The organism is Kribbella sp. NPDC004536, assembly GCF_042873835.1.
Classification (GTDB): Bacteria; Actinomycetota; Actinomycetes; order Propionibacteriales; family Kribbellaceae; genus Kribbella.
Map to the genome: position 1 here is coordinate 1,149,576 of NZ_JBIALY010000001.1, position 23,409 is coordinate 1,172,984.

Here is a 23,409-nt window from a genome sequence, read left to right on the forward strand (position 1 = left end):
TCCGGTCCCCACGGCGTCCCCCAACGGGTGGACCCGACGGGTCCGCCGATCAGTCGGACAGCGGGCCGAACTTGACGCCCAGCTCGGCGAGCTCGGCCTCGCCGCCGTCGAGGGCGGTAAGCACCCACGGGCCTTGCGGAGTGAGAGTGAACGTGTGCTCGGTGTGAGCGGCGGCCTCGCCGTCGTCGGTGACGACCGTCCAGTCGTCCTCGAGCGTGTGGTTGTCCTGCTTGCCGAGCGTCAGCATCGGCTCGACCGCGAGCGCCATCCCCTCGACCAGCTTCGGGCCGCGGCCCGGCCGGCCGAAGTTCGGCACGTTCGGCGGCTGGTGCATGGCCGAACCGATCCCGTGCCCGACGAAGTCCTCGACGATCCCGTACGACGAGTTCGCGCGGACGTGCGACTCGACCGCGGCCGAGATGTCGGACAGCCGGCCGCCGAGCCGGGCCGCGGCGAACCCGCGCCACATCGACTCCTCGCAGACCCGGGCCAGCTCGAGCAGTTCCTCGGCCACCTCGCCGACGCCGACGGTGATCGCGGCGTCGCCGTGCCAGCCGTCGACGATCGCACCGCAGTCGATCGAGATCAGGTCACCGTCGGCGAGCACCCGGCCACCGGGGATGCCGTGCACGATCTCGTCGTTCACCGACGCGCAGATCGAGCCGGTGAAGCCGTGGTACCCCTTGAACGACGGGGTCGCGCCGGAGGAGCGGATGTTGTCCTCCGCGATCGCGTCCAGCTCGGCGGTACTGATACCGGCCCGGACCGTGCCGCGGAGCAGTTCCAGCGTGCGGCCGACCACCAGGCCGGCCTTGCGCATCGCCAGAATCTGCTCGCGGGTCTTGATCTCGATACCGCGGTCCCTGAACATCGGTTACTCGGTGACGGTCTTCAGCGCCGCGAGAACGCGTTCGCTGACCTCGTCGATCTCGCCGACGCCGTCCACCTCGACCAGCAGCCCGCGCTCGGCGTACACCGCGAGCAGCGGCTTGGTCTCGGCGGCGTACACGTCCTGGCGGTGCCGGATGACCTCTTCGGAGTCGTCCGAACGGCCGTCGGTCTGGGCCCGCTTGAGCATCCGGCCGACCAGTACGTCGGTGTCGGCGACCAGCGCCACCACGGCGTCCAGCTTGTGGCCGTGGTCGGCGAGGATCTCGTCCAGCGTGCCGACCTGGGCCAGGGTCCGCGGGTAACCGTCGAGGAGGAAGCCGTCGCCGGCGTCGGCCTCGGACAGCCGGTCCCGCACCATCGCGTTGGTGACCTCGTCCGGGACGTAGTCGCCCGCGTCCATGTAGCGCTTCGCCTCGACACCGAGCGGCGTCTCGTCCTTCACGTTCGCACGGAAGATGTCGCCGGTGGACACGGCCGGGATATTCAGGCGTTCCGCAAGCACCTTTGCCTGCGTGCCCTTGCCCGCCCCGGGCGGACCCATCAGCAACATTCTCATCAGCGCAGGAACCCTTCGTAGTTACGCTGCTGCAGCTGACTCTCGATCTGCTTCACCGTGTCCAGTCCGACGCCGACCATGATCAGGATCGACGTACCACCGAACGGGAAGTTCTGGCTCGCGTTCAGCAGGACGAGGGCCACCAGCGGGATCATCGAGATCGCCGCGAGGTAGATCGCGCCCGGCAGCGTGATGCGGTCCAACACGTACTTCAGGTATTCCTCGGTCGGCCGCCCCGCCCGGATGCCCGGGATGAAGCCGCCGTACTTCTTCATGTTGTCCGCGACTTCCTTCGGGTTGAAGGTGATCGAGACGTAGAAGTACGTGAAGAAGATGATCAGGGCGACGTACGTCACCATGTAGATCGGGTGGTCGCCCTTGACCAGGTTTCCTTGGATCCAGTTCGACCAGCTCTTGCCCTGCTGGAACTGACTGACCAGAACCGGGAGATACAGCAGGCTGGAGGCGAAGATGACCGGGATGACGCCGGCCTGGTTCACCTTCAGCGGGATGTACGTCGAGGTGCCGCCGAACATCTTCCGCCCGACCATGCGCTTGGCGTACTGGACCGGGATCCGGCGCTGCGCCTGCTCGATGAAGATGACCGCGGCCATGATGACCAGACCGATCGCGATCACCACGACGAAGGTGGTGACGCCCTTCTGCTTGCGGATGCTCCACAGCTGGGTCGGGAAGGTGGCGACGATCTGGGTGAAGATCAGGATCGACATACCGTTACCGACACCACGGTCGGTGATCAGCTCACCGAGCCACATGATCACGCCGGTGCCGGCGGTCATGGTCAGCACCATCACGGTGACGGTGAACCAGTCGTCCTTGTAGAGCAGCGGCTCGCTGCAGCCCTGGAACAGCCGGCCAGGCGTCCGGGCCAGCGCCACGAAGGCGGTCGACTGCAGGATCGCCAGGCCCACGGTCAGGAACCGGGTGTACTGGGTGATCTTGGCCTGCCCCGCCTGGCCTTCCTTCTTCAGCGACTCCAGCCGCGGGATCACCACGGTGAGCAGCTGCAGGATGATGCTGGCGGTGATGTACGGCATGATGCCGAGCGCGAAGATCGCGAGCTGCAGCAGTGCCCCACCGGAGAACAGGTTGATCAGGTTGTACAGGTTGGCGTTCTGGCCGCCCTGGGAGATCTTGATACAAGTGTGCAGCGACTGAACGTTCACACCCGGGGCCGGCACGACGGAGCCGATCCGGAAGATCACGACGATGAAGAGCACGAACAAGATCTTCCGGCGCAGGTCCGGCGTCTTGAACGCGTTGGCGAAGGCGCTTAACACCCTGTCCTCCCACATGTTTCCCTTGCCGCGGGCACGGCAGGGGCCTAGCTAAGCCGCTGGGCAAGAGACGAGCCAGGGCCCGTCCGACCGGCGCAGGATATCAAGCACCGATCGTTACGAGCCCTGGACCTCGTGTCACACCTCGGTCGTGGTTCCCCCGGCCGCCTGGATCTTGTCCGTGGCGGACTTCGAGAACTTGTGTGCCGAGACCTGCAGTGCCACGGTCAGTTCGCCGTCACCCAGCACCTTCACCGGCTGACCACGACGGACCGCGCCCTTGGCGACCAGCTCGGCCACGCCGACCTCGCCACCCTCGGGAAACAGTTGTCCGAGCTTGTCCAGGTTAACGACCTGGAACTCCACCCGGTTCCTGCTCTTGAAGCCCTTCAGCTTCGGGAGCCGCATGTGCAGCGGCATCTGGCCACCCTCGAAGTACTCGGGGATGTTGTTGCGCGCCTTGCTGCCCTTGGTACCGCGGCCGGCGGTCTTGCCCTTGCTGCCCTCACCACGACCCACGCGGGTCTTGGCGGTCTTGGCGCCGGGCGCCGGGCGCAGGTGGTGAACCTTGAGCGCCATGTCAGTCGACCTCCTCGACGGTGATGAGGTGGCGAACCGCACGGACCATGCCCCGGACCTCGGGCTTGTCGTCGTGGACGGCGCTGTCGCCGATCCGCTTGACGCCCAGGGTGCGCAGCGTGTCGCGCTGGTTCTGCTTGCCACCGATGCCCGAACGGACCTGGGTCACCTTCAGGCGTGCCATCAGGAAGCCACCTCCGCCCGCGCCTTCAGCAGGGCTGCCGGAGCGACGTCCTCGACCGGCAGGCCACGGCGTGCGGCCACGGCCTCCGGGGTCTCCAGGCTGCGCAGCGCCTCAACGGTGGCGTGCACCACGTTGATGGAGTTGGACGAGCCCAGCGACTTGCTGAGGATGTCGTGGATCCCGGCGCACTCCAGTACGGCGCGCGCCGAACCGCCCGCGATCACACCGGTACCGGGCGCGGCCGGGCGCAGCATGACCACGCCGGCGGCCTTCTCGCCCTGGACCGGGTGCGGGATGGTGCCCTGGATCCTCGGCACCTTGAAGAACGCCTTCTTGGCCTCCTCGACACCCTTGGCGATCGCCGCGGGCACCTCCTTGGCCTTGCCGTAACCCACACCGACGGTGCCTTCACCGTCACCGACGACCACAAGGGCGGTGAAGCTGAAGCGCCGACCACCCTTCACGACCTTGGCGACCCGGTTGATGGCTACCACGCGCTCGATGTAGGCGGTCTTGTCCGCCTGCTGACCGCGACCACCGTCGCGGCCACGGCGCTCACCACCGGCGCCGCCTCCGCGACGCTGCTGGCCTCCGCTCATTTCGAACTACCTTCCTTTGTGTACGCCATGTCAGAACCCGAGCCCGCCCTCGCGAGCGGCGTCGGCCAGGGCTGCGATCCGGCCGTGGTACTTGTTACCGGCGCGGTCGAAGACGACCGCGTCGATGCCGGCAGCCTTGGCCCGGTCGGCGATCAGGCCGCCGACGGTCTTGGCCTTGTCGGTCTTGTTGTCCGACGCGCCGCGCAGGTCGGCCTCCATGGTGGAGGCGGACACCAGCGTCTTGCCGGCGACGTCGTCGATCACCTGAACGAACAGGTGCCGCGACGACTTGGTGACCACCAGCCGCGGCCGCTCGGCCGTGCCGTTGATCTTCTTCCGGACCCGAATCTGGCGACGCAGACGCGAGGCCGTCTTCTTCGCGGAGTGCTTGTTGTGCCGCAGTCCGATCGCCATGGTTACTTACCAGCCTTTCCGACCTTGCGGCGCACCTGCTCGCCCGCGTACCGCACACCCTTGCCCTTGTACGGCTCGGGCTTGCGCAGCTTGCGGATGTTGGCGGCGACCTCACCGACCGACTGCTTGTCGATGCCGATCACCGAGAACCGGGTCGGCGCCTCGACGTTGAACGTGATGCCTTCCGGCGCGTCCACCGTGATGGTGTGGCTGTAGCCCAGCGAGAACTCCAGCTGGGTCGGGCCCTTGGAGAGCACCCGGTAACCGACACCGACGATCTCGAGCTTCTTCTCGTAGCCTTCCGTCACGCCGGTCACCAGGTTGGCGATCAGCGTGCGGGACAGACCGTGCAGTTCCTTGCTCTTGCGCAGGTCGTCCGGGCGGGTGACGGCGATCGCGCCGTCCTCGTCCCGGTTGACCGCGATCGGCTCAGCGACGACGTGCGACAGCTGACCCTTCGGACCCTTCACGGTGACCGTCTGGCCGTCGATCGTGACGTCGACGCCGGACGGGACCGTGACCGGGAGCTTGCCGATGCGAGACATTCTTGTGGTCCTCCTTCCGGTTCTTCGTCACCAGACGTAGGCGAGGACTTCCCCGCCGACGCCCTTGTTCTTGGCCTGCTTGTCGGTCAGGAGACCCTGGGACGTCGAGATGATCGCGACGCCCAGGCCACCGAGGACCTTGGGCAGGTTGGTCGACTTCGCGTAGACCCGCAGGCCCGGCTTCGAGATCCGGCGCACGCCCGCGATGGAGCGCTCCCGGCTCGGGCCGAACTTGAGGTCGACGATCAGGGTCTTGCCGACGGCGCCCTCCTTGGGCTCCTCGACCTTGTAGGAGGCGATGTAGCCCTCCTGCTGGAGAATGTCGGCGATGCCCTGCTTGATCTTGCTGTACGGCATCGTGGTCGACTCGTGGTACGCCTGGTTGGCGTTCCGCAGACGCGTCAACATGTCTGCGATCGGGTCGGTCATCGTCATGGCCTGGGGCCTCTTTCCCGCCGTGGTTTCGCCGTTCGGCGACCTACGGTGACTAGATGGTGGTGAATGGGGAGAAGTGCTGAGGTGGAAAAGGTCACCAGCTGGACTTGGTGACACCGGGCAGCTCGCCCCGGTGCGCCATCTCCCGCAGGCAGATCCGGCACAGGCCGAACTTGCGGAAGACCGCCTTCGGCCGGCCGCAGCGCTGGCAACGGGTGTAACCGCGCACCGCGAACTTCGGCTTCCGGGCCTGCTTGACCTTGAGTGCTGTCTTCGCCACGTCAGTTCTCCTTGAACGGGAAGCCGAGCGCCCGCAGCAGGGCCCGCCCCTCGTCGTCGTTCGTCGCCGTGGTGACCACGGTGATGTCCATGCCGCGGACCCGGTCGATGCGGTCCTGGTTGATCTCGTGGAACATCACCTGCTCGGTCAGACCGAAGGTGTAGTTCCCGGTGCCGTCGAACTGCTTCGGGGACAGGCCGCGGAAGTCGCGGATCCGGGGCAGCGCGAGCGCCAGCAGCCGGTCCAGGAACTCCCACATCCGGTCGCCGCGCAGCGTCACGTGGGCGCCGATCGGCATCCCCTCGCGCAGCTTGAACTGCGCGATCGACTTACGGGCCTTGGTGACCTGCGGCTTCTGGCCGGTGATCGCGGCCAGGTCCTTCACCGCGCCCTCGATCAGCTTGGAGTCGCGCGCCGCCTCGCCGACGCCCATGTTCACCACGATCTTGGTGAGCCCGGGCACCTGCATGACGTTCGCGTACTTGAACTCCTCGTGCAGCTTGCCGACGATCTCCTCGCGGTACTTCGTCTTCAGCCGCGGAGCGACCTTGCTCTCGGTAACTGCCGTGCTCATCAGATCTCCTCGCCGGTACGCCGGGCGATCCGGACGCTCCGGTAACCGGTGTACGTCGAACCGTCGGGACGGCGCTTCTGCACCTCGACGCGGTTGTAGCCGACGCGGGTGGTCACCTTCTGCTTCTTGCCGTCCTTCTCGACCTCGACCACGAGCATCACGTTGGAGACGTGGATCGGGGCTTCCTGGGTGACGATGCCACCGGTGGTGCCGCCGCGCTGGGCCTGCTGCACCTTGGTGTGCTTCTTGACCCGGTTCACGCCCTCGACGATGACCTTCTCGTCGTTCGGGAAGACCTGGATGATCTTTCCCTCGAGGCCCTTGGAACGACCGGAGATCACGCGGACCTGGTCGCCCTTCTTAACGTGCAGCTTCTTCTGGGCCATCTCAGAGCACCTCCGGTGCGAGCGAGATGATCTTCATGAAGCGCTTCTCGCGCAGCTCCCGGCCGACCGGCCCGAAGATGCGGGTGCCGCGCGGCTCGCCGTCGGCCTTGAGGATCACCGCGGCGTTCTCGTCGAAGCGGATGTAGGAGCCGTCCGGACGCCGGCGCTCCTTCACGGTCCGCACGACGACCGCCTTGACGACGTCACCCTTCTTCACACCACCGCCGGGGATCGCGTCCTTGACGGTGGCGACGATCGTGTCACCGACACCGGCGTAGCGCCGACCGGAGCCACCGAGAACGCGGATGCAAAGGATCTCCTTCGCGCCCGTGTTGTCGGCGACCTTCAGTCGCGACTCCTGCTGGATCATCTGTTGATCTCCTGGTTGTCTCGCTGGTTCTCAGCTGGGCCGAGCCTTGCGGAACGAATAAATTTCGGTTGGTTGCCAGCCGCAAGCGACTGGGAACTACTTGGCCTTCTCGAGGATCTCGACGACGCGCCAGCGCTTGGTCGCCGACAGCGGCCGGGTCTCCATCAGCAGCACGCGGTCGCCGATGCCGGCGGCGTTCTGCTCGTCGTGGGCCTTGAGCTTGCTGGTGCGGCGGATGACCTTGCCGTACAGGTGGTGCTTCACCCGGTCCTCGACCTCGACCACGACGGTCTTGTCCATCTTGTCGCTCAGCACCAGGCCCTCACGGGTCTTCCGGCGGCCTCGCGCCTCGGTGGTCGTGCTCACGGTCTCGTCCTTCACGTTCTCGGTCATGCGTTCGCCTTCTCACTGTCGTCCGCAGCGTCCACGTCCGCGGCCGCCTCGGCCGGAGCGTCGACCTCTTCGGTGATGCCGAGCGCACGCTCGGACAGCACCGTGTAGATGCGGGCGATGTCCTTCTTGACGGCGCGCAGCCGCCCGTGGGACTCCAGCTGGCCCGTGGCAGCCTGGAACCGGAGGTTGAACAGCTCCTCCTTGGCTTCGCCGAGCTTCGTCAGCAGCTCGTCGCGGCCCAGGTTCCGCAGCTCGGCGGCGGTCTGGATAGCCATCAGTTCTCACCTGCCTCTCGGGTGATGAAGCGGCACTTCATCGGCAACTTGTGGATCGCGCGGCGCATCGCCTCGCGAGCAATGTCCTCCGGAACACCGGAGAGCTCGAACAGCACGCGACCGGCCTTCACGTTGGCGATCCACCATTCCGGCGAACCCTTACCGGAACCCATCCGGGTTTCGGCCGGCTTCTTGGTCAGCGGGCGGTCCGGGTAGATGTTGATCCACACCTTGCCGCCACGCTTGATGTGCCGGGTCATCGCGATACGCGCGGCCTCGATCTGCCGGTTGGTGACGTAGTGGTTCTCCAGCGCCTGGATACCGAACTCACCGAACGCCAGCGTCGTGCCACCCTTGGCGGCGCCGGAGCGCCCCGGGTGGTGCTGCTTGCGGTGCTTGACCTTGCGGGGGATGAGCATCGGTCAGCTCTCCGTTCCGGTCGTCTCGGTCGCCTTGTCGGCAGCCGGCGCAACCTCCGCGGCCGGGGCCGCGTTGTCGTTGCGCGCGTCGCGGCGGTTGTCGCCACGGCCACCACGGCCGCCACGGTCACCACGGTCACGGTCGCCACCACGGCCACCGCGGTCGTCGCGGCGAGCCGGCCGGCGCTGCTGGGTGGCGGCGCGGGCCGCGGCCTGCGCCTCGCGCTCGGCCCGGGAGCCGGCGACGTCACCCTTGTAGATCCAGACCTTCACGCCGATCCGGCCGAAGGTCGTCCGGGCCTCGTAGAAGCCGTAGTCGATGTCGGCCCGCAGCGTGTGCAGCGGGACGCGGCCCTCGCGGTAGAACTCCGACCGCGACATCTCCGCGCCACCGAGCCGGCCGGAGCACTGGATCCGGATGCCCAGGGCGCCGCCACGCATGGTGGTCTGCATCGCCTTGCGCATCGCGCGGCGGAACGCCACGCGGCCGGACAGCTGCTCGGCCACACCCTGCGCGACCAGCTGGGCGTCGACCTCGGAGTTCTTCACCTCGAGGATGTTCAGCTGCACCTGCTTGCCGGTGAGCTCCTCCAGGCTGCCCCGGATCCGGTCCGCCTCGGCGCCACGGCGACCGATGACGATGCCCGGACGGGCGGTGTGGATGTCGACCCGGACGCGGTCACGGGTGCGCTCGATCTCCACGCGGGAGATGCCGGCGCGCTCCATGCCCTTGCTCAGCAGGCGGCGGATCTTGACGTCCTCGCCCACGTAGTCCTTGTACAGCTTGTCGGCGTACCAACGGCTCTTGTGGTCGGTGCTGATGCCGAGACGGAACCCGTGCGGGTTTACCTTCTGTCCCACGTCAGGACTCCTTCTTCTCAGCGGTGGCCTTCTTGGCGGCCTTCTTCGCGGTCGCCTTCTTGGCCGGCTTGTCGGCCGCGGCCTCGTCCTTGGCGGGCGCGTCGGCAGCCTTCTTGGCCGCCTTCTTCGCCGGCGCCTTCTTGGCCGTGTCCGCGTCCGCCGTCTTCTTGGCGGCTGCCTTCTTGACCGGTGCCTTCTCGGCGGGCTCGTCGGTCTCGCGCGGGCCGACGACCACAGTGATGTGGCTGGTCCGCTTGTCGATCCGGGTGGCCCGGCCCTGTGCACGCGGGCGGTGACGCTTCAGCGTCGGACCCTCGTCCACGAAGGCCTTGACCACGATCAGGTCGGCCCGGCTCAGGTGTTCGGTGCCCTCGGCGTTCGCCGCGGCGCTGTCGACGACCTTGTACACGGTCGCGGCAGCGGCCTGCGGGGCGAACTTCAGAGTGGCGAGTGCGTCGTCGACGCCCAGACCGCGCACCAGGTCGACCACGCGGCGCGCCTTCATCGGCGTCACGCGGACGAAGCGCGCGACCGCGAAGGCCCCGGGCTGCTCGCCCAGCAGGCTCTCGCGACGGGCGCTGATCGCCCTACGCTCTTGAACGCTCATGATGTTCGAATCTCTCCGTAGATTGCTTTCGCTTCGTCACTGAATCCCTTGCGGGTCAGCGACGCCGTGACTTCCGGTCGTCCTTCTCGTGACCCTTGAACGTCCGGGTCGGGGCGAACTCGCCGAGCTTGTGCCCGACCATCGAGTCCGTCACGAACACCGGCACGTGCTTGCGGCCGTCGTGCACCGCAATCGTGTGGCCGATCATGTCCGGCACGATCATCGATCGGCGGGACCAGGTCTTGATGACGTTCTTGGTGCCCTTCTCGTTCTGCACCTCCACCTTCTTGGCCAGGTGGTGGTCGACGAACGGGCCCTTCTTCAGGCTGCGTGGCATTTGGCCGGCTCCCTATCAGCGCTTCTTGCCGGCCTTGCGGCGCCGGACGATCATGCGGTCGCTTTCCTTGCGGGTGCGGGTCCGGCCTTCCGGCTGGCCCCACGGGGACACCGGGTGGCGACCACCCGAGGTCTTACCCTCACCACCACCGTGCGGGTGGTCGACCGGGTTCATCGCGACACCGCGGACGGTCGGGCGCTTGCCCTTCCAGCGCATCCGGCCCGCCTTGCCCCAGTTGATGTTCGACTGCTCGCCGTTGCCGACCTCACCGAGGGTGGCGCGGCAGCGCACGTCGACCATCCGGACCTCACCCGACGGCATCCGCAGGGTGGCCATCCGGCCTTCCTTCGCGACCAGCTGGATGCTGGAACCGGCGGAGCGGGCCATCTTGGCGCCGCCACCGGGCCGCAGCTCGACCGCGTGGACCGTCGAACCGACCGGGATGTTGCGCAGCGGCAGGTTGTTGCCCACCTTGATGTCGGCGGCCGGGCCGTTCTCGACGATCGTGCCCTGCTGCAGGTTGGACGGGGCGAGGATGTAGCGCTTCTCGCCGTCCACGTAGTGCAGCAACGCGATCCGCGCGGTGCGGTTCGGGTCGTACTCGATGTGCGCGACCTTGGCCGGCACGCCGTCCTTGTCGTAGCGCTTGAAGTCGATCAGCCGGTACGCCCGCTTGTGACCGCCACCGTGGTGCCGGGTGGTGATCTTGCCGGAGCTGTTCCGGCCGCCCTTCTTCGGGAGCGGACGCAGCAGCGACTTCTCGGGGGTCGAACGGGTGAGCTCGACGAAGTCGGCCACGCTCGAGCCACGGCGGCCCGGCGTCGTCGGCTTGTACTTGCGGATTCCCATTACGACTGGCCTCCGAAGATATCGATGCGGTCGTCGCCCTTGAGGGTCACGATCGCCCGCTTGGTGTCCGGGCGCTTGCCCCAGCCCGCACGCGTGCGGCGGCGCTTGCCCTTGCGGTTCAGGGTGTTGACGTCCGTGACCTTGACCTTGAACACCTTCTCGACCGCGAGCTTGATCTCGGTCTTGTTGGCGTCCGGTGCGACCTCGAACGTGTACTTCTGCTCGTCGAGCAGGCCGTAGCTCTTCTCGCTGACGACCGGCCGGAGCAGCACGTCCCGCGGGTCCTTGTTGATTCCGTGGCTCATGCTTCTACCTCCTCGGCTTCGGTCGACGTGGCGACAGCCTTGACGGACTTGCCCTTGGGCGCGCCGGCGACGAAGGCGTCGAGCGCGGCCTTGGTGAACACGACCGAGTCGCTGACCAGAACGTCGTAGGCGTTCAGCTGGTCGGCGGCGATCAGGTGGACCTGCTGCGCGTTGCGCAGGCTCAGCCAGGTGAGCTCGTCGGCGCGGTCGACGACGACCAGCGCCTTGCCCGGCTCGGTCACCTCGCCCAGCACCTTCAGGGCCGACTTGGTGGAGGGCTTGTCGCCGTCCACGAAGCTCTCGACCACGAACACCTGGCCGTCGCGGGCCCGGTCGGACAGCGCACCGCGGAGCGCGGCGGCGATCATCTTCTTCGGGGTCCGCTGGCTGTAGTCACGCGGCACCGGGCCGTGGACGACGCCACCACCGGTGAACTGCGGCGCGCGGGTCGAACCCTGGCGGGCGCGACCGGTGCCCTTCTGGCGGTACGGCTTGGCGCCACCACCGGACACCTCGCCCCGGGTCTTCGCCTTGTGCGTACCCTGACGGGCCGCGGCCAGCTGGGCCACCACGACCTGGTGGATCAGCGGCACGTTGACCTGGACGTCGAACAGCTCGGCCGGAAGCTCGGCGGAACCCTTCTTGCTGACCTTGTCGCCCTTCACGACGACGACGTCGACGGTGCTCACTTGGCAGCTCCCTTCGCGGCGTTGCGGATCAGCACCAGACCGCCCTTGGGGCCCGGGACCGCACCCTTCAGCAGGATCAGGCCGCGCTCGGTGTCCACCGCGTGCACGGAGACGTTCTGCGTGGTGACGTTCTCGCCACCCATCCGACCGGCCATCCGGAGGCCCTTGAAGACCCGGCCCGGGGTGGCGCAGCCGCCGATGGAGCCCGGCGAACGGTGCTTCTTGTGCACACCGTGGGTGGCCCGCAGACCACCGAAGCCGTGCCGCTTCATGACACCGGCGAAGCCCTTGCCCTTGCTGGTGGCGGAGACGTCCACGCGCTCACCGGCACCGAAGGCCTCGGCCTTGATCTCCTGGCCCAGCGTGTACTCGCTCGCGTCGGCGGTGCGCAGCTCCAGCAAGTGGCGGCGCGGGGTCACGCCGGCCTTGTCGAAGTGGCCGCGGACGGGCTTGGTCACCTTGCGCGGGTCGATGTCGCCGAAAGCGATCTGGACGCCGTCGTAGCCGTCACGGTCCGCGGTACGGACACCGGTGACGACGCACGGGCCGGCCTGGATCACGGTGACGGGGACGACTCGGTTGTTCTCGTCCCAGGTCTGGGTCATGCCGAGCTTGGTGCCCAGCAGCCCCTTCGTGTTCTTGTGCTTGCTCATTGGTCTTTCCGCGTCCCTCAGAGCTTGATCTCGATGTCGACACCGGCCGGCAGGTCGAGACGCATCAGCGAGTCGACGGTCTTCGGCGTGGGGTCGATGATGTCGATGAGCCGCTTGTGGGTGCGCATCTCGAAGTGCTCGCGGCTGTCCTTGTACTTGTGCGGCGAGCGGATGACGCAGAACACGTTCTTTTCCGTCGGCAACGGCACCGGGCCAGCAACCTTCGCACCAGTACGCGTCACCGTGTCGACAATCTTGCGTGCCGAGCTGTCGATGACCTCGTGGTCGTAGGCCTTCAGCCGGATGCGGATCTTCTGTCCCGCCATCGCTTCGCTTCGTCCTTCTCTATCGTCTACCGGGTTGTTGCTCCGACCCCCGCGGTCGGGTGTGTCGCGCGCGCGGCACGCGCGTGACTCACCGCTTTTTCGACTCTGGTGGGAATCGGGGCCCCGGTCTCGGACCGGAACCTCGGCATGGTCTCCGGTCCGGCGCACCAGCCAGATCAAGAAGATCTGGGGCGCACCCCGGCGGCCTCGCCTGAGCAACCTGAATATTGTGCCAGAGATCGGCGCCGGAACGCCAATCGGGGGCTTCACGCCTGATCCGGTACCACCTGAGCGCCGGATCAGCCGCAAAGCAGAGGTCCGCGCGGGAGAGCCCGCGCGGACCTCATGAGATCACTTGATGATCTTGGTGACCCGGCCGGCGCCGACGGTGCGGCCACCTTCACGGATCGCGAACTTCAGACCGTCCTCCATGGCGATCGGCTGGATCAGCTCGACCGTCATGTCGGTGTTGTCGCCCGGCATGACCATCTCGGTGCCCTCGGGCAGCGTGACGACACCGGTGACGTCGGTGGTACGGAAGTAGAACTGCGGGCGGTAGTTCTGGAAGAACGGCGTGTGACGGCCGCCCTCCTCCTTGGAAAGGATGTAGACCGACGCCTCGAAGTTCGTGTGCGGGGTCGTGGTGCCCGGCTTGATGACGACCATGCCGCGCTCGACCTCTTCGCGCTTGGTGCCACGAAGCAGCAGACCGACGTTCTCACCGGCCTGGCCCTCGTCGAGGAGCTTGCGGAACATCTCGATGCCGGTGACCGTGCTGGTCAGCTTGGTCTCGTGGATGCCGACGATGTCGACGGTCTCGTTGACCTTGATGACACCGCGCTCGATCCGGCCGGTGACGACCGTACCGCGACCGGTGATGGTGAAGACGTCCTCCACCGGCATCAGGAACGGCTTGTCGATCTCGCGCTCCGGCTGCGGGATGTACTCGTCCACAGCGTTCATGAGCTCGAGGATCGTCTCGCCCCACTTCTCGTCGCCCTGCAGCGCCGGGTGAGCGGCGACCCGGACGATCGGCGCGTTGTCGCCGTCGAACTCCTGCTCCGAGAGCAGCTCGCGAACCTCGAGCTCGACGAGCTCCAGGATCTCCTCGTCGTCGACCATGTCGCACTTGTTGAGCGCCACGACCATGGCCGGCACGCCGACCTGGCGGGCGAGCAGCACGTGCTCACGCGTCTGCGGCATCGGACCGTCGGTGGCGGCGACGACCAGGATCGCGCCGTCCATCTGCGCCGCACCGGTGATCATGTTCTTGATGTAGTCCGCGTGACCCGGGCAGTCGACGTGGGCGTAGTGCCGGGCCTCGGTCTGGTACTCGACGTGCGCGATCGAGATGGTGATACCGCGCTGGCGCTCTTCCGGCGCCTTGTCGATCTGATCGAAGGCCGATGCCTCGTTGAGCGTCGGGTACTTGTCGTGCAGCACCTTGGTGATCGCCGCGGTAAGAGTGGTCTTACCGTGGTCGATGTGACCGATGGTGCCGATGTTGACGTGCGGCTTAGTCCGCTCGAACTTCGCCTTCGCCACTGGGGCCCTCCTAGATAAATGTTGACTACGCCGTACGCCGACGCGCTTTGGGTGTGGTGGCCAGGAACGAGTTGTTACTCGCCCCGGGCCTTCTTGATGATCTCTTCCGCCACGTTCTTCGGAACCTCGGCGTAGGAATCGAACTGCATCGAGTAGGACGCGCGGCCCTGGGTCTTCGACCGCAGGTCACCGACATACCCGAACATCTCCGACAGTGGTACCAGAGCCTTGACGACCCGGCTGCCACCGGGGCCCTCGTCCATCTGCTGGATCTGGCCACGGCGGGAGTTGAGGTCGCCGATCACTTCACCCATGTAGTCCTCGGGCGTCGTGACCTCGACGGCGAACATCGGCTCCAGGATGACCGGACCGGCCCGGCGAGCGGCCTCCTTGAAGGCCATCGAACCGGCGATCTTGAAGGCGAGCTCCGAGGAGTCGACGTCGTGGTACGCGCCGTCCTGCAGCGTGACCTTGACGTCCACCATCGGGTAGCCGGCCAGTACGCCGAACTCCATCGCCTCCTGGGCGCCCTCGTCCACCGACGGGATGTACTCCCGGGGGATGCGGCCACCGGTGACGGCGTTGACGAACTCGTAACCGCCCTCGCCACCGGCCTCCACCGAGGTCGGCTCGATGTCGATGATCACGCGACCGAACTGACCCGAACCACCGGTCTGCTTCTTGTGCGTGTAGTCGACCTTCTCGACCTTCTTGGTGATGGTCTCGCGGTAGGCGACCTGCGGCTTGCCGACGTTGGCCTCGACCCGGAACTCGCGCTTCATCCGGTCGACCAGCACCTCGAGGTGCAGCTCGCCCATGCCGGCGATGATCGTCTGGCCGGTCTCCTCGTCGGTCCGGACCACGAAGGTCGGGTCCTCCTCGGCGAGCCGCTGGATCGCGACGCCCAGCTTCTCCTGGTCGGCCTTCGACTTCGGCTCGATCGCGACCGAGATCACCGGTGCCGGGAACTGCATCGACTCGAGCACGACCGGGTTCGACGGGTCGGCCAGCGTCTCACCGGTGGTGGTGTCCTTCAGACCCATCACGGCGACGATGTGGCCGGCGCCGATCGACGCGATCTCCTCACGCTTGTTCGCGTGCATCCGGTAGATCTTGCCGATCCGCTCCTTGCGGCCCTTGGTCGGGTTCAGCACCTGGGTGCCGGTCTCGAGCTTGCCCGAGTACACCCGGATGAAGGTCAGCTTGCCCAGGTGCGGGTCGGCGGCGATCTTGAACGCCAGCGCCGAGAACGGCTCGCTGTCGTCCGGCTTGCGCAGCACGACCTTCTCCGCGTCCTTGACGTCGTGGCCCTCGATGGCCGGGACGTCGATCGGGCTCGGCAGGTACGCGTTGACCGCGTCCAGCAGCGGCTGCACGCCCTTGTTCTTGAAGGCGGTGCCGGTCAGGACCGGGGTCAGCTTGCTGGCCAGGGTCGCGCGGCGGATGGCGGCGACCAGCTGCTCCTGGGTCGGCTCCTCGCCCTCCAGGTACAGCTCCATGATCTCGTCGTCGGCCTCGGCGACGGTCTCGATCAGCTTGTCGCGCCACTCGGCGGCGAGCTCGGTGTGGCTGGCCGGGATCTCCTCGACCGTGTAGTCCTCACCGATCTTGGTCTCGCCGCGCCAGGTCAGCGCGCGCATGCCCACCAGGTCGACGACGCCGATGAAGTCGGCCTCGGCCCCGATCGGCAGCTGCATCACCAGCGGCACCGCGGCCAGCCGGTCCTTGATCATGTCGACACAGCGCATGAACTCCGCGCCGGTGCGGTCCAGCTTGTTGACGAAGCAGATCCGCGGGACGCCGTACCGGTCCGCCTGGCGCCACACGGTCTCGGACTGCGGCTCGACACCGGCGACACCGTCGAACACCGCGACGGCACCGTCGAGCACGCGCAGCGAGCGCTCCACCTCGACGGTGAAGTCGACGTGGCCCGGGGTGTCGATGATGTTGATGGTGTGGTCTTTCCAGGTGCAGGTCGTCGCGGCGGACGTGATCGTGATGCCGCGCTCCTGCTCCTGCTCCATCCAGTCCATCGTGGCGGCGCCCTCGTGGACCTCACCGATCTTGTAGGTGATACCGGTGTAGAAGAGGATCCGCTCGGTCGTCGTCGTCTTGCCGGCGTCGATGTGGGCCATGATCCCGATGTTGCGGACCTTGGCCAGGTCGGTGGTGATTTGTACGGCCACCTCGGTGGTCTACCTCTCGATTCTGTCTTGCGTCAAAGGGGTGAGCGCTGGGGTCCGGATCGGACCCCGGATCACCAGCGGTAGTGGGCGAAAGCCTTGTTGGCTTCGGCCATCTTGTGCGTGTCCTCGCGGCGCTTCACCGACGCACCGAGACCGTTGGACGCGTCCAGGATCTCGTTCATCAGCCGCTCGGACATGGTCTTCTCGCGACGGGCCCGCGAGTACGTCGTCAGCCAGCGCAGCGCCAGCGTGGTCGACCGGCCCGGCTTGACCTCGATCGGCACCTGGTAGGTGGCACCACCGACGCGGCGGCTCTTCACCTCGATGCTCGGCTTCACGTTGTCCAGCGCACGCTTCAGCGTGATCACCGGGTCGGTGCCGGTCTTCGTCCGGGTGCCCTCGAGCGCGTCGTAGACGATCCGCTGGGCGATCTGCTTCTTGCCGTCGACCAGGATCTTGGAGATCAACTGGGTGACGAGCGGCGAACTGTAGACCGGGTCGATGATGACCGGGCGCTTCGGGGCGGGGCCCTTGCGCGGCATTAGCTCTTCTCCTTCTTCGCGCCGTAGAGGCTGCGAGCCTGCTTACGGTTCTTCACACCCTGGGTGTCGAGCGAACCGCGGATGATCTTGTACCGGACACCCGGGAGGTCCTTCACACGACCGCCACGCACGAGCACGATCGAGTGCTCCTGCAGGTTGTGGCCCACGCCGGGGATGTACGCGGTGACCTCGATGCCGCTGGTCAGGCGGACACGCGCAACCTTACGAAGGGCCGAGTTCGGCTTCTTCGGCGTGGTCGTGTAGACGCGCGTGCACACACCACGACGCTGAGGGGAACCCTTCAGGGCCGGCGTCTTGTTCTTGGACACCTTGTCCTGGCGGCCCTTGCGGACCAGCTGCTGAATGGTGGGCACCGCGTAGCTCTTTCTGTCGTCCGGCTGGGTTTGTAGCTTTTACCTGACCCCCGCGGTCGGGTGTGTCGCGTGCGCACGAGCAGACCGAAGCCGTAATCTTCCAGACTGTCGGCAGGAGTCCCGTGCCACGCGGCCCGACCCGAAGGACTCGGGGCACGCATGACGGCCCAGGAAAGACCCCGGGCACGATCGTTAAGACTAGCGGGTGCCTCAAGCACGGTCAAAATGAGTAACTGACCGGGGTCGGAGACCGTCCGCTCTCCAAGTGTACAGGGCCTGCGCAGTGGCCTTCCCGGCGAGGAAATCCCCTCCGGCTGCCGGGTCTCCGTCGACCGTCAGGACGGTCGGCGGCAAGCGCTTCCACAGGCACCGGTCGAGCTCCGCCGCAGTCCCCGACAGGACCGCCGGAGGTATCACATCCGTACCAGTGCCGCCCTCCGGAGCAGCTGCCTGCAGGGCGTCCACGAGGTGGATCACCGTCTCATGCAGGCGCCGCCGGGACCGGGCGGGAAGGGTCCAGGTCGCCGAGGACGGCCGCCAGGTCGGCGGCCGTCCGGTCGAACTCGGCCAGGTGGTCGATCGGATCCGGCGACCCGGCCGGTGACGCGGCGAGTCCGTCAGGCACGGAACTCGACGTCGGTGATCAGGCCGTCGACGACCCGGTAGAGGGCCAGTTGCGGGGTGGAGCCGTCGTCGTCGTAGCTGTCGACGTGTTCGACCACCCACTCCCCCAGGGTGATCTTCTGGATCACCTCGGCCTTGCAGCGGCCGGCGTCGAAGCGCGGGCGGTAGTACTCGCGCAGGAACCGGCGGCCCTTCAGCTCGGAGCCGTTCGCGAGCAGGATCCGCGCGGTCGGCGAGTACATCGCCAGGAAGGCCTCGAGGTCGTGTGCGGCGTACGCCGCGTGCTCACGGGCGATCACCCGCGCGGCGGGCGTCTCGGCGGTGACAGCGGCCACGGTGGCCGTACCGAGGTCCGCCAGCGAGGCCTGGATCGAGGCCTGAGCGACCGGGGCGGGAGCGACAGGTGCCGGGGCAGCCTTCGGGGCCGGCCGAGTAGCGGGTTCGGCAGGTGCCTTCGGAGCGGCGGCGACAGCGGTCTTCGTCGTACGTCGGGTAGCGGTGGTGGTGGTCTTCTTCTTGGCCGGTGGTGGTGGGACGAGGAGCTTGCCGTCGTCGCCAGGCTGCTCGCCGAGGTGGGCGATCGCCCAGTCGAGAGCCTTGGTCACGGCGGCGCGTGATTCTTCGGTGTGGTCGAGCATGTCGAACCCGTGGTGCCCTTTCGGTACGTCGATGATGTCCAGCGCGGCGCCACCCGCGGAGACGAACTCCGCTACCGGACCGGCGAGCTCCTCACGCTCGAGTCCGGCTCTTGTCAGCAGCACCGGCAGGTCCTTGTGTTTGCCGATGACTTCAGCAGCAGTTACCAGGTCGTCGACACCGGGCGGGGTGACGAGCAACGGGTACGTCAGGGCCACGAAGCGCAGCCAGTCGGGGCGGCTGTCCAGCCACTCCCCGGCCAGCAGGCCGGCGCCCGAGAAGAACCACAGCCCGACCCGATCGGGGTCGACCCGTGGATCCGAACGCAGTACGGCGACCGCGGCCTCCACCTCGTCCGCGGCCACGACCAGGCGGTCGAGTCCGTGGATCAGGCTGTGGTCGACGACTGCGGCCACCAGGCCTCGCCTGGCGGCAGCGGTCGCGTAGCCCTTGTAGACCGGCCAGTCCCGAGGCATCACCTCGAGGCCTTCCGGTCCGGGTCCCCCGTGCACGAAGAGAATTGCGCCGCCTCGGGCGGTACCGGGCGGGCGGTACAGGTCGATCTCCCCCAGGCGATCGACGCGTACGTCAGAACCTTCCAGAACCCCCAAGACGAAAGGCCGCAGGTAGGCCGGCAGATCCGTCATGCACCAATCTTGGCGCATCCCGCGCACACTTTCAGCCGCCACCCCGAGTGTCTTTACCAAGGCGGCCGGTAAATGCCGCGAGGGCGGCACCCCCATGGGGGTGCCGCCCTCGGCGGAGTTGACTCGAATCAGTTCTGGTACGAACCGAGGTCGAAGTCGTCGAGCGGGACCGACTGACCGCTGGACGGGCCGAAGTCGTAGTCGTACGACTCGTAGCCGACCATCGAGTACATCGCGGCCTTCGCCTCCTCAGTAGGTTCCACCCGGATGTTGCGGTACCGGTCCATACCCGTACCGGCCGGGATCAACTTACCGATGATGACGTTCTCCTTCAGACCGACCAGGGAGTCGGACTTGCCGTGGATCGCGGCCTCGGTCAGGACCCGGGTCGTCTCCTGGAAGGAGGCGGCCGACAGCCACGACTCGGTGGCCAGCGAGGCCTTGGTGATACCCATCAGCACCGGACGACCGGAGGCCGGCGTACCGCCCTCGGCCACCACGCGGCGGTTCTCCGCCTCGAAGGTGATCCGGTCCGCGAGCTCACCCGGCAGCAGGTTCGCCTCGCCGGACTCGATCACCGTGACCCGGCGCAGCATCTGCCGGACGATGATCTCGATGTGCTTGTCGTGGATGGCCACACCCTGCGACCGGTACACCTCCTGGACCTCGTCCACCAGGTGCTCCTGCGCCTTGCGGACACCCAGGATCCGCAGAACCTCCTGCGGGTCCGGCGTACCCTGCGTCAGCTGCTGACCGACCTCGACGTGCTGACCTTCCTCGATCAGCAGCCGGCCACGCTTGGAGACCGGGTAGGCGACCTCCTCGGAACCGTCGTCCGGCGTCAGCACCAGCTTCCGGCTCTTGTCGGTGTCCTCGATCGAGATCCGGCCGGCGGCCTCCGAGATCGGCGCCTTGCCCTTGGGCTGGCGGGCCTCGAAGAGCTCGACCACCCGCGGCAGACCGTGGGTGATGTCATCACCCGCGACACCACCGGTGTGGAAGGTCCGCATGGTCAGCTGGGTACCCGGCTCACCGATGGACTGGGCGGCGATGATGCCGACCGCCTCACCGATGTCGACCGGCTTACCGGTGGCCAGCGAACGGCCGTAGCACTTGGCGCAGGTACCGGTCTTGGCGTCACAGGTGAGCACCGACCGGACCTTGACCTCCTCGACCCCGGCCGCGACCAGCTTGGCGATCGAGACGTCGCCCAGGTCGCTGCCGGCCGCCAGGACGAGCTTGCCGTCCGGGTCGAAGGTGTCGGTCGCCAGGGTCCGGGCGTAGGCGCTGGTCTCCACGTTCTCGGCGTGTACGACCTTGCCGTCCGGGCCCTTCTCGCCGATCTTCTTCGGCAGGCCCCGCTCGGTCCCGCAGTCCTCCTCGCGGATGATCACGTCCTGCGACACGTCCACCAGACGACGGGTCAGGTAACCCGAGTCGGCGGTCCGCAGCGCGGTGTCGGCCAGACCCTTCCGGGCACCGTGGGTGGCGATGAAGTACTCGACCACCGACAGGCCCTCACGGAAGTTGGACTTGATCGGCCGGGCGATGATCTCGCCCTTCGGGTTGGCCACCAGACCACGCATACCGGAGATCTGCCGGATCTGCATCATGTTGCCGCGGGCACCGGAGTGGATCATCATCCAGATCGGGTTGTCCTTGGCGAAGTTCTCCTCCATCGCCTTGCCGACCTCGGCGTTGGCGCCGGTCCAGATCTCGATCAGCTCCTGGCGCCGCTCGGACGCGGTGATCAGACCGCGCTCGAACTGCTTCTGGACCTTCTCGGCCTGCGCCTCGTACCGGGCCATGATCTCCGGCTTGGACGCCGGCGTGCTGAAGTCGTCGATCGACACCGTCACACCGGACCGGGTGGACCAGTAGTAGCCCAGGTCCTTCAGCGCGTCCAGCGCGTGCGCGACCTCGACCTTGGTGTACCGCTCGGCCAGGTCGTTGACGATCCCACCGAGCTGCTTCTTGCCCACCTCGGCGTCGACGAACGGGTAGTCCGCCGGCAGCGCCTCGTTGAACAGCGCGCGGCCCAGCGTCGTCTCCAGCCCGAAGCCACCGTCGGCCAGCTCGATCGCGTCCGCCGGAGCGGCCGAACCGCTCAGCCGGAGCGTGACCTTCGCCTGCAGCGACAGCTCGCCGTGGTCGAACGCCATGATCGCCTCGGCGACCGAACCGAACGCCCGGCCCTCGCCCTTCACGCCGTCCTTCAGCATGGTCAGGAAGTAGATGCCGATGATCATGTCCTGGGTCGGCATGGTGACGGGACGACCGTCGGCCGGCTTCAGGATGTTGTTCGTCGACAGCATCAGGATCCGCGCCTCGGCCTGTGCCTCGGCCGACAGCGGCAGGTGCACCGCCATCTGGTCACCGTCGAAGTCCGCGTTGAACGCGGAGCAGACGAGCGGGTGGATCTGGATCGCCTTGCCCTCGATCAGCTGCGGCTCGAACGCCTGGATGCCGAGCCGGTGCAGGGTTGGTGCACGGTTCAGCAGGACCGGGTGCTCGGTGATGACCTCTTCCAGCACGTCCCAGACCTGGGCGCGCTGGCGCTCGACCATCCGCTTGGCGGACTTGATGTTCTGCGCGTGGTTGAGGTCCACCAGCCGCTTCATCACGAACGGCTTGAACAGCTCCAGCGCCATCGCCTTCGGCAGACCGCACTGGTGCAGCTTGAGCTGCGGGCCGACCACGATGACCGAACGGCCGGAGTAGTCGACGCGCTTGCCGAGCAGGTTCTGACGGAACCGGCCCTGCTTGCCCTTGAGCATGTCGGACAGCGACTTCAGCGGCCGGTTGCCCGGGCCGGTGACCGGACGGCCACGGCGGCCGTTGTCGAACAGCGCGTCGACGGCCTCCTGCAGCATCCGCTTCTCGTTGTTGACGATGATCTCCGGCGCGCCCAGGTCGAGCAGTCGCTTGAGCCGGTTGTTCCGGTTGATCACGCGGCGGTACAGGTCGTTCAGGTCCGAGGTGGCGAACCGGCCACCGTCGAGCTGGACCATCGGACGCAGGTCCGGCGGGATGACCGGGACGCAGTCCAGGACCATACCCATCGGGCTGTTGTTGGTGGCCAGGAACGCGGTCACGACCTTGAGCCGCTTCAGGGCGCGGGTCTTGCGCTGCCCCTTGCCGGTCTTGATCGTCTCGCGCAGGTTGTCCGCCTCGGCCTTCAGGTCGAAGGTCTCCAGCCGGCGCTGGATCGCGGCGGCACCCATGGCGCCCTCGAAGTACTTGCCGAACCGCTCCTTCATGGCGCGGTAGAGGATCTCGTCGCCCTCCAGGTCCTGGACCTTCAGGTTCTTGAACCGGGTCCAGACCTCGTCGAGGCGGTCGATCTCGCGCTGCGCACGGTCGCGCAGCTGCTTGACCTCACGCTCGGCGCCTTCCTTGACCTTGCGGCGGACGTCGGCCTTGGCGCCCTCGGCCTCGAGCTGCGCCAGGTCCTCCTCGAGCTTCTTCATCCGCGTCTCGATGTCGTTGTCACGACGGTTCTCGAGCTGCTTGCGCTCGACGTCGACACGACCCTCGAGCGAGGACAGGTCGCGGTGCCGCGCCTCGTCGTCGACGTCGGTGATCATGTACGCCGCGAAGTAGATGACCTTCTCCAGGTCCTTCGGGGCGAGGTCGAGCAGGTAGCCGAGCCGCGACGGGACACCCTTGAAGTACCAGATGTGGGTGACCGGCGCGGCCAGCTCGATGTGGCCCATCCGCTCGCGGCGCACCTTGGAGCGGGTGACCTCGACGCCACACCGCTCGCAGATGATGCCCTTGAAGCGAACGCGCTTGTACTTGCCGCAGTAGCACTCCCAGTCCCGGGTGGGACCGAAGATCTTCTCGCAGAACAGACCGTCACGCTCGGGCTTGAGGGTCCGGTAGTTGATCGTCTCCGGCTTCTTGACCTCGCCGTGAGACCACTGGCGGATCTCGTCCGCGGTGGCCAGGCCGATCCGAAGCTCGTCGAAGAAGTTCACGTCGAGCACGATGTGTTATCTCCCGTTGCTAAAAGTGGTCTGAGTGAGTT

At 67.1% G+C, this 23,409-nt stretch carries 30 protein-coding genes and 1 pseudogene; all 31 read right to left on the reverse strand.

The window, feature by feature from the left end; genetic code table 11:
* Nucleotides 1–49: 49 nt before the first annotated feature.
* Complete coding sequence (gene map, locus ACFYRU_RS05605) at nucleotides 50–871, reverse strand: type I methionyl aminopeptidase (RefSeq protein ID WP_387653292.1); 822 nt, start codon at nucleotides 869–871, stop codon at nucleotides 50–52.
* Between the two features lie 3 nt (nucleotides 872–874).
* Nucleotides 875–1,447, reverse strand: coding sequence for an adenylate kinase (locus ACFYRU_RS05610; RefSeq protein ID WP_387653295.1), 573 nt, complete (start codon nucleotides 1,445–1,447; stop codon nucleotides 875–877).
* Complete coding sequence (secY, locus tag ACFYRU_RS05615) at nucleotides 1,447–2,748, reverse strand: preprotein translocase subunit SecY (protein ID WP_387653298.1); 1,302 nt, start codon at nucleotides 2,746–2,748, stop codon at nucleotides 1,447–1,449. The genes ACFYRU_RS05610 and secY overlap by 1 nt, the downstream gene beginning before the upstream one ends.
* A gap of 135 nt (nucleotides 2,749–2,883) precedes the next feature.
* Nucleotides 2,884–3,324 (reverse strand): 50S ribosomal protein L15, encoded by a 441-nt coding sequence (rplO, locus tag ACFYRU_RS05620; RefSeq protein WP_141854789.1) that lies wholly within the window; start codon nucleotides 3,322–3,324, stop codon nucleotides 2,884–2,886.
* A 1-nt stretch (nucleotide 3,325) separates the two neighbouring features.
* A complete protein-coding gene (rpmD, locus tag ACFYRU_RS05625; protein ID WP_387653301.1) occupies nucleotides 3,326–3,508 on the reverse strand; it encodes a 50S ribosomal protein L30 in 183 nt (60 codons plus the stop codon).
* The gene (rpsE, locus tag ACFYRU_RS05630; RefSeq protein WP_141854793.1) at nucleotides 3,508–4,107 is read right to left on the reverse strand and encodes a 30S ribosomal protein S5; all 600 of its coding nucleotides are present in this window, start codon (nucleotides 4,105–4,107) and stop codon (nucleotides 3,508–3,510) included. The genes rpmD and rpsE overlap by 1 nt, the downstream gene beginning before the upstream one ends.
* 30 nt (nucleotides 4,108–4,137) lie before the next feature.
* On the reverse strand, nucleotides 4,138–4,521 hold the full coding sequence (gene rplR, locus ACFYRU_RS05635; RefSeq protein WP_387653304.1) for a 50S ribosomal protein L18: 384 nt from the start codon (nucleotides 4,519–4,521) through the stop codon (nucleotides 4,138–4,140).
* Between the two features lie 2 nt (nucleotides 4,522–4,523).
* Entirely contained in the window at nucleotides 4,524–5,066 is a 543-nt protein-coding gene (gene rplF / locus ACFYRU_RS05640; RefSeq protein WP_387653305.1) for a 50S ribosomal protein L6, read from the reverse strand.
* A gap of 27 nt (nucleotides 5,067–5,093) precedes the next feature.
* Nucleotides 5,094–5,501 (reverse strand): 30S ribosomal protein S8, encoded by a 408-nt coding sequence (gene rpsH, locus ACFYRU_RS05645; RefSeq protein ID WP_141854799.1) that lies wholly within the window; start codon nucleotides 5,499–5,501, stop codon nucleotides 5,094–5,096.
* Between the two features lie 94 nt (nucleotides 5,502–5,595).
* Nucleotides 5,596–5,781 (reverse strand): type Z 30S ribosomal protein S14, encoded by a 186-nt coding sequence (locus ACFYRU_RS05650; RefSeq protein WP_012923674.1) that lies wholly within the window; start codon nucleotides 5,779–5,781, stop codon nucleotides 5,596–5,598.
* 1 nt (nucleotide 5,782) lies between these two features.
* The gene (rplE, locus tag ACFYRU_RS05655; protein WP_141854800.1) at nucleotides 5,783–6,355 is read right to left on the reverse strand and encodes a 50S ribosomal protein L5; all 573 of its coding nucleotides are present in this window, start codon (nucleotides 6,353–6,355) and stop codon (nucleotides 5,783–5,785) included.
* Nucleotides 6,355–6,741: a 50S ribosomal protein L24 gene (gene rplX, locus ACFYRU_RS05660; RefSeq protein WP_387653309.1), complete on the reverse strand. Its 387-nt coding sequence runs from the start codon at nucleotides 6,739–6,741 to the stop codon at nucleotides 6,355–6,357. The genes rplE and rplX overlap by 1 nt, the downstream gene beginning before the upstream one ends.
* Before the next feature lies 1 nt (nucleotide 6,742).
* On the reverse strand, nucleotides 6,743–7,111 hold the full coding sequence (gene rplN, locus ACFYRU_RS05665) for a 50S ribosomal protein L14 (protein WP_012923677.1): 369 nt from the start codon (nucleotides 7,109–7,111) through the stop codon (nucleotides 6,743–6,745).
* A 96-nt stretch (nucleotides 7,112–7,207) separates the two neighbouring features.
* The gene (gene rpsQ, locus ACFYRU_RS05670) at nucleotides 7,208–7,504 is read right to left on the reverse strand and encodes a 30S ribosomal protein S17 (protein ID WP_167205878.1); all 297 of its coding nucleotides are present in this window, start codon (nucleotides 7,502–7,504) and stop codon (nucleotides 7,208–7,210) included.
* Nucleotides 7,501–7,779: a 50S ribosomal protein L29 gene (gene rpmC / locus ACFYRU_RS05675; protein ID WP_387653312.1), complete on the reverse strand. Its 279-nt coding sequence runs from the start codon at nucleotides 7,777–7,779 to the stop codon at nucleotides 7,501–7,503. The genes rpsQ and rpmC overlap by 4 nt, the downstream gene beginning before the upstream one ends.
* Nucleotides 7,779–8,198, reverse strand: a complete 420-nt coding sequence (rplP, locus tag ACFYRU_RS05680; protein WP_387653315.1) for a 50S ribosomal protein L16 — start codon at nucleotides 8,196–8,198, stop codon at nucleotides 7,779–7,781. Before rplP ends, rpmC begins: the two co-directional genes overlap by 1 nt.
* 3 nt (nucleotides 8,199–8,201) lie before the next feature.
* A complete protein-coding gene (gene rpsC, locus ACFYRU_RS05685; protein WP_387653318.1) occupies nucleotides 8,202–9,059 on the reverse strand; it encodes a 30S ribosomal protein S3 in 858 nt (285 codons plus the stop codon).
* 133 nt (nucleotides 9,060–9,192) lie between these two features.
* Nucleotides 9,193–9,666, reverse strand: a pseudogene (gene rplV / locus ACFYRU_RS05690) (50S ribosomal protein L22); the annotation flags it as partial.
* 55 nt (nucleotides 9,667–9,721) lie between these two features.
* Nucleotides 9,722–10,003, reverse strand: a complete 282-nt coding sequence (gene rpsS, locus ACFYRU_RS05695; protein WP_130384641.1) for a 30S ribosomal protein S19 — start codon at nucleotides 10,001–10,003, stop codon at nucleotides 9,722–9,724.
* Nucleotides 10,004–10,018: 15 nt separating this feature from the next.
* Nucleotides 10,019–10,852 carry a 50S ribosomal protein L2 gene (gene rplB, locus ACFYRU_RS05700; protein ID WP_209692840.1) on the reverse strand — a complete coding sequence of 278 codons (834 nt, stop codon included), beginning with the start codon at nucleotides 10,850–10,852 and terminating at the stop codon, nucleotides 10,019–10,021.
* Nucleotides 10,852–11,157, reverse strand: coding sequence for a 50S ribosomal protein L23 (gene rplW, locus ACFYRU_RS05705; RefSeq protein ID WP_387653321.1), 306 nt, complete (start codon nucleotides 11,155–11,157; stop codon nucleotides 10,852–10,854). The genes rplB and rplW overlap by 1 nt, the downstream gene beginning before the upstream one ends.
* The gene (rplD, locus tag ACFYRU_RS05710; protein WP_387653324.1) at nucleotides 11,154–11,846 is read right to left on the reverse strand and encodes a 50S ribosomal protein L4; all 693 of its coding nucleotides are present in this window, start codon (nucleotides 11,844–11,846) and stop codon (nucleotides 11,154–11,156) included. The genes rplW and rplD overlap by 4 nt, the downstream gene beginning before the upstream one ends.
* Nucleotides 11,843–12,499 (reverse strand): 50S ribosomal protein L3, encoded by a 657-nt coding sequence (gene rplC / locus ACFYRU_RS05715; RefSeq protein WP_387653326.1) that lies wholly within the window; start codon nucleotides 12,497–12,499, stop codon nucleotides 11,843–11,845. Before rplC ends, rplD begins: the two co-directional genes overlap by 4 nt.
* A gap of 17 nt (nucleotides 12,500–12,516) precedes the next feature.
* The gene (gene rpsJ, locus ACFYRU_RS05720; protein ID WP_012923688.1) at nucleotides 12,517–12,825 is read right to left on the reverse strand and encodes a 30S ribosomal protein S10; all 309 of its coding nucleotides are present in this window, start codon (nucleotides 12,823–12,825) and stop codon (nucleotides 12,517–12,519) included.
* 351 nt (nucleotides 12,826–13,176) lie between these two features.
* Entirely contained in the window at nucleotides 13,177–14,370 is a 1,194-nt protein-coding gene (gene tuf / locus ACFYRU_RS05725; protein ID WP_387653330.1) for an elongation factor Tu, read from the reverse strand.
* A gap of 74 nt (nucleotides 14,371–14,444) precedes the next feature.
* Nucleotides 14,445–16,505 (reverse strand): elongation factor G, encoded by a 2,061-nt coding sequence (gene fusA, locus ACFYRU_RS05730; RefSeq protein WP_387658016.1) that lies wholly within the window; start codon nucleotides 16,503–16,505, stop codon nucleotides 14,445–14,447.
* 122 nt (nucleotides 16,506–16,627) lie between these two features.
* Nucleotides 16,628–17,098 (reverse strand): 30S ribosomal protein S7, encoded by a 471-nt coding sequence (gene rpsG / locus ACFYRU_RS05735; protein WP_141854827.1) that lies wholly within the window; start codon nucleotides 17,096–17,098, stop codon nucleotides 16,628–16,630.
* The gene (rpsL, locus tag ACFYRU_RS05740; RefSeq protein ID WP_141854829.1) at nucleotides 17,098–17,472 is read right to left on the reverse strand and encodes a 30S ribosomal protein S12; all 375 of its coding nucleotides are present in this window, start codon (nucleotides 17,470–17,472) and stop codon (nucleotides 17,098–17,100) included. The genes rpsG and rpsL overlap by 1 nt, the downstream gene beginning before the upstream one ends.
* A 481-nt stretch (nucleotides 17,473–17,953) precedes the next feature.
* Nucleotides 17,954–18,097, reverse strand: coding sequence for a hypothetical protein (locus tag ACFYRU_RS05745; RefSeq protein WP_387653334.1), 144 nt, complete (start codon nucleotides 18,095–18,097; stop codon nucleotides 17,954–17,956).
* On the reverse strand, nucleotides 18,090–19,379 hold the full coding sequence (locus ACFYRU_RS05750) for a nuclear transport factor 2 family protein (RefSeq protein ID WP_387653336.1): 1,290 nt from the start codon (nucleotides 19,377–19,379) through the stop codon (nucleotides 18,090–18,092). The genes ACFYRU_RS05745 and ACFYRU_RS05750 overlap by 8 nt, the downstream gene beginning before the upstream one ends.
* A gap of 128 nt (nucleotides 19,380–19,507) precedes the next feature.
* Nucleotides 19,508–23,368 (reverse strand): DNA-directed RNA polymerase subunit beta', encoded by a 3,861-nt coding sequence (locus tag ACFYRU_RS05755; protein WP_387653339.1) that lies wholly within the window; start codon nucleotides 23,366–23,368, stop codon nucleotides 19,508–19,510.
* Nucleotides 23,369–23,409: the final 41 nt, after the last annotated feature.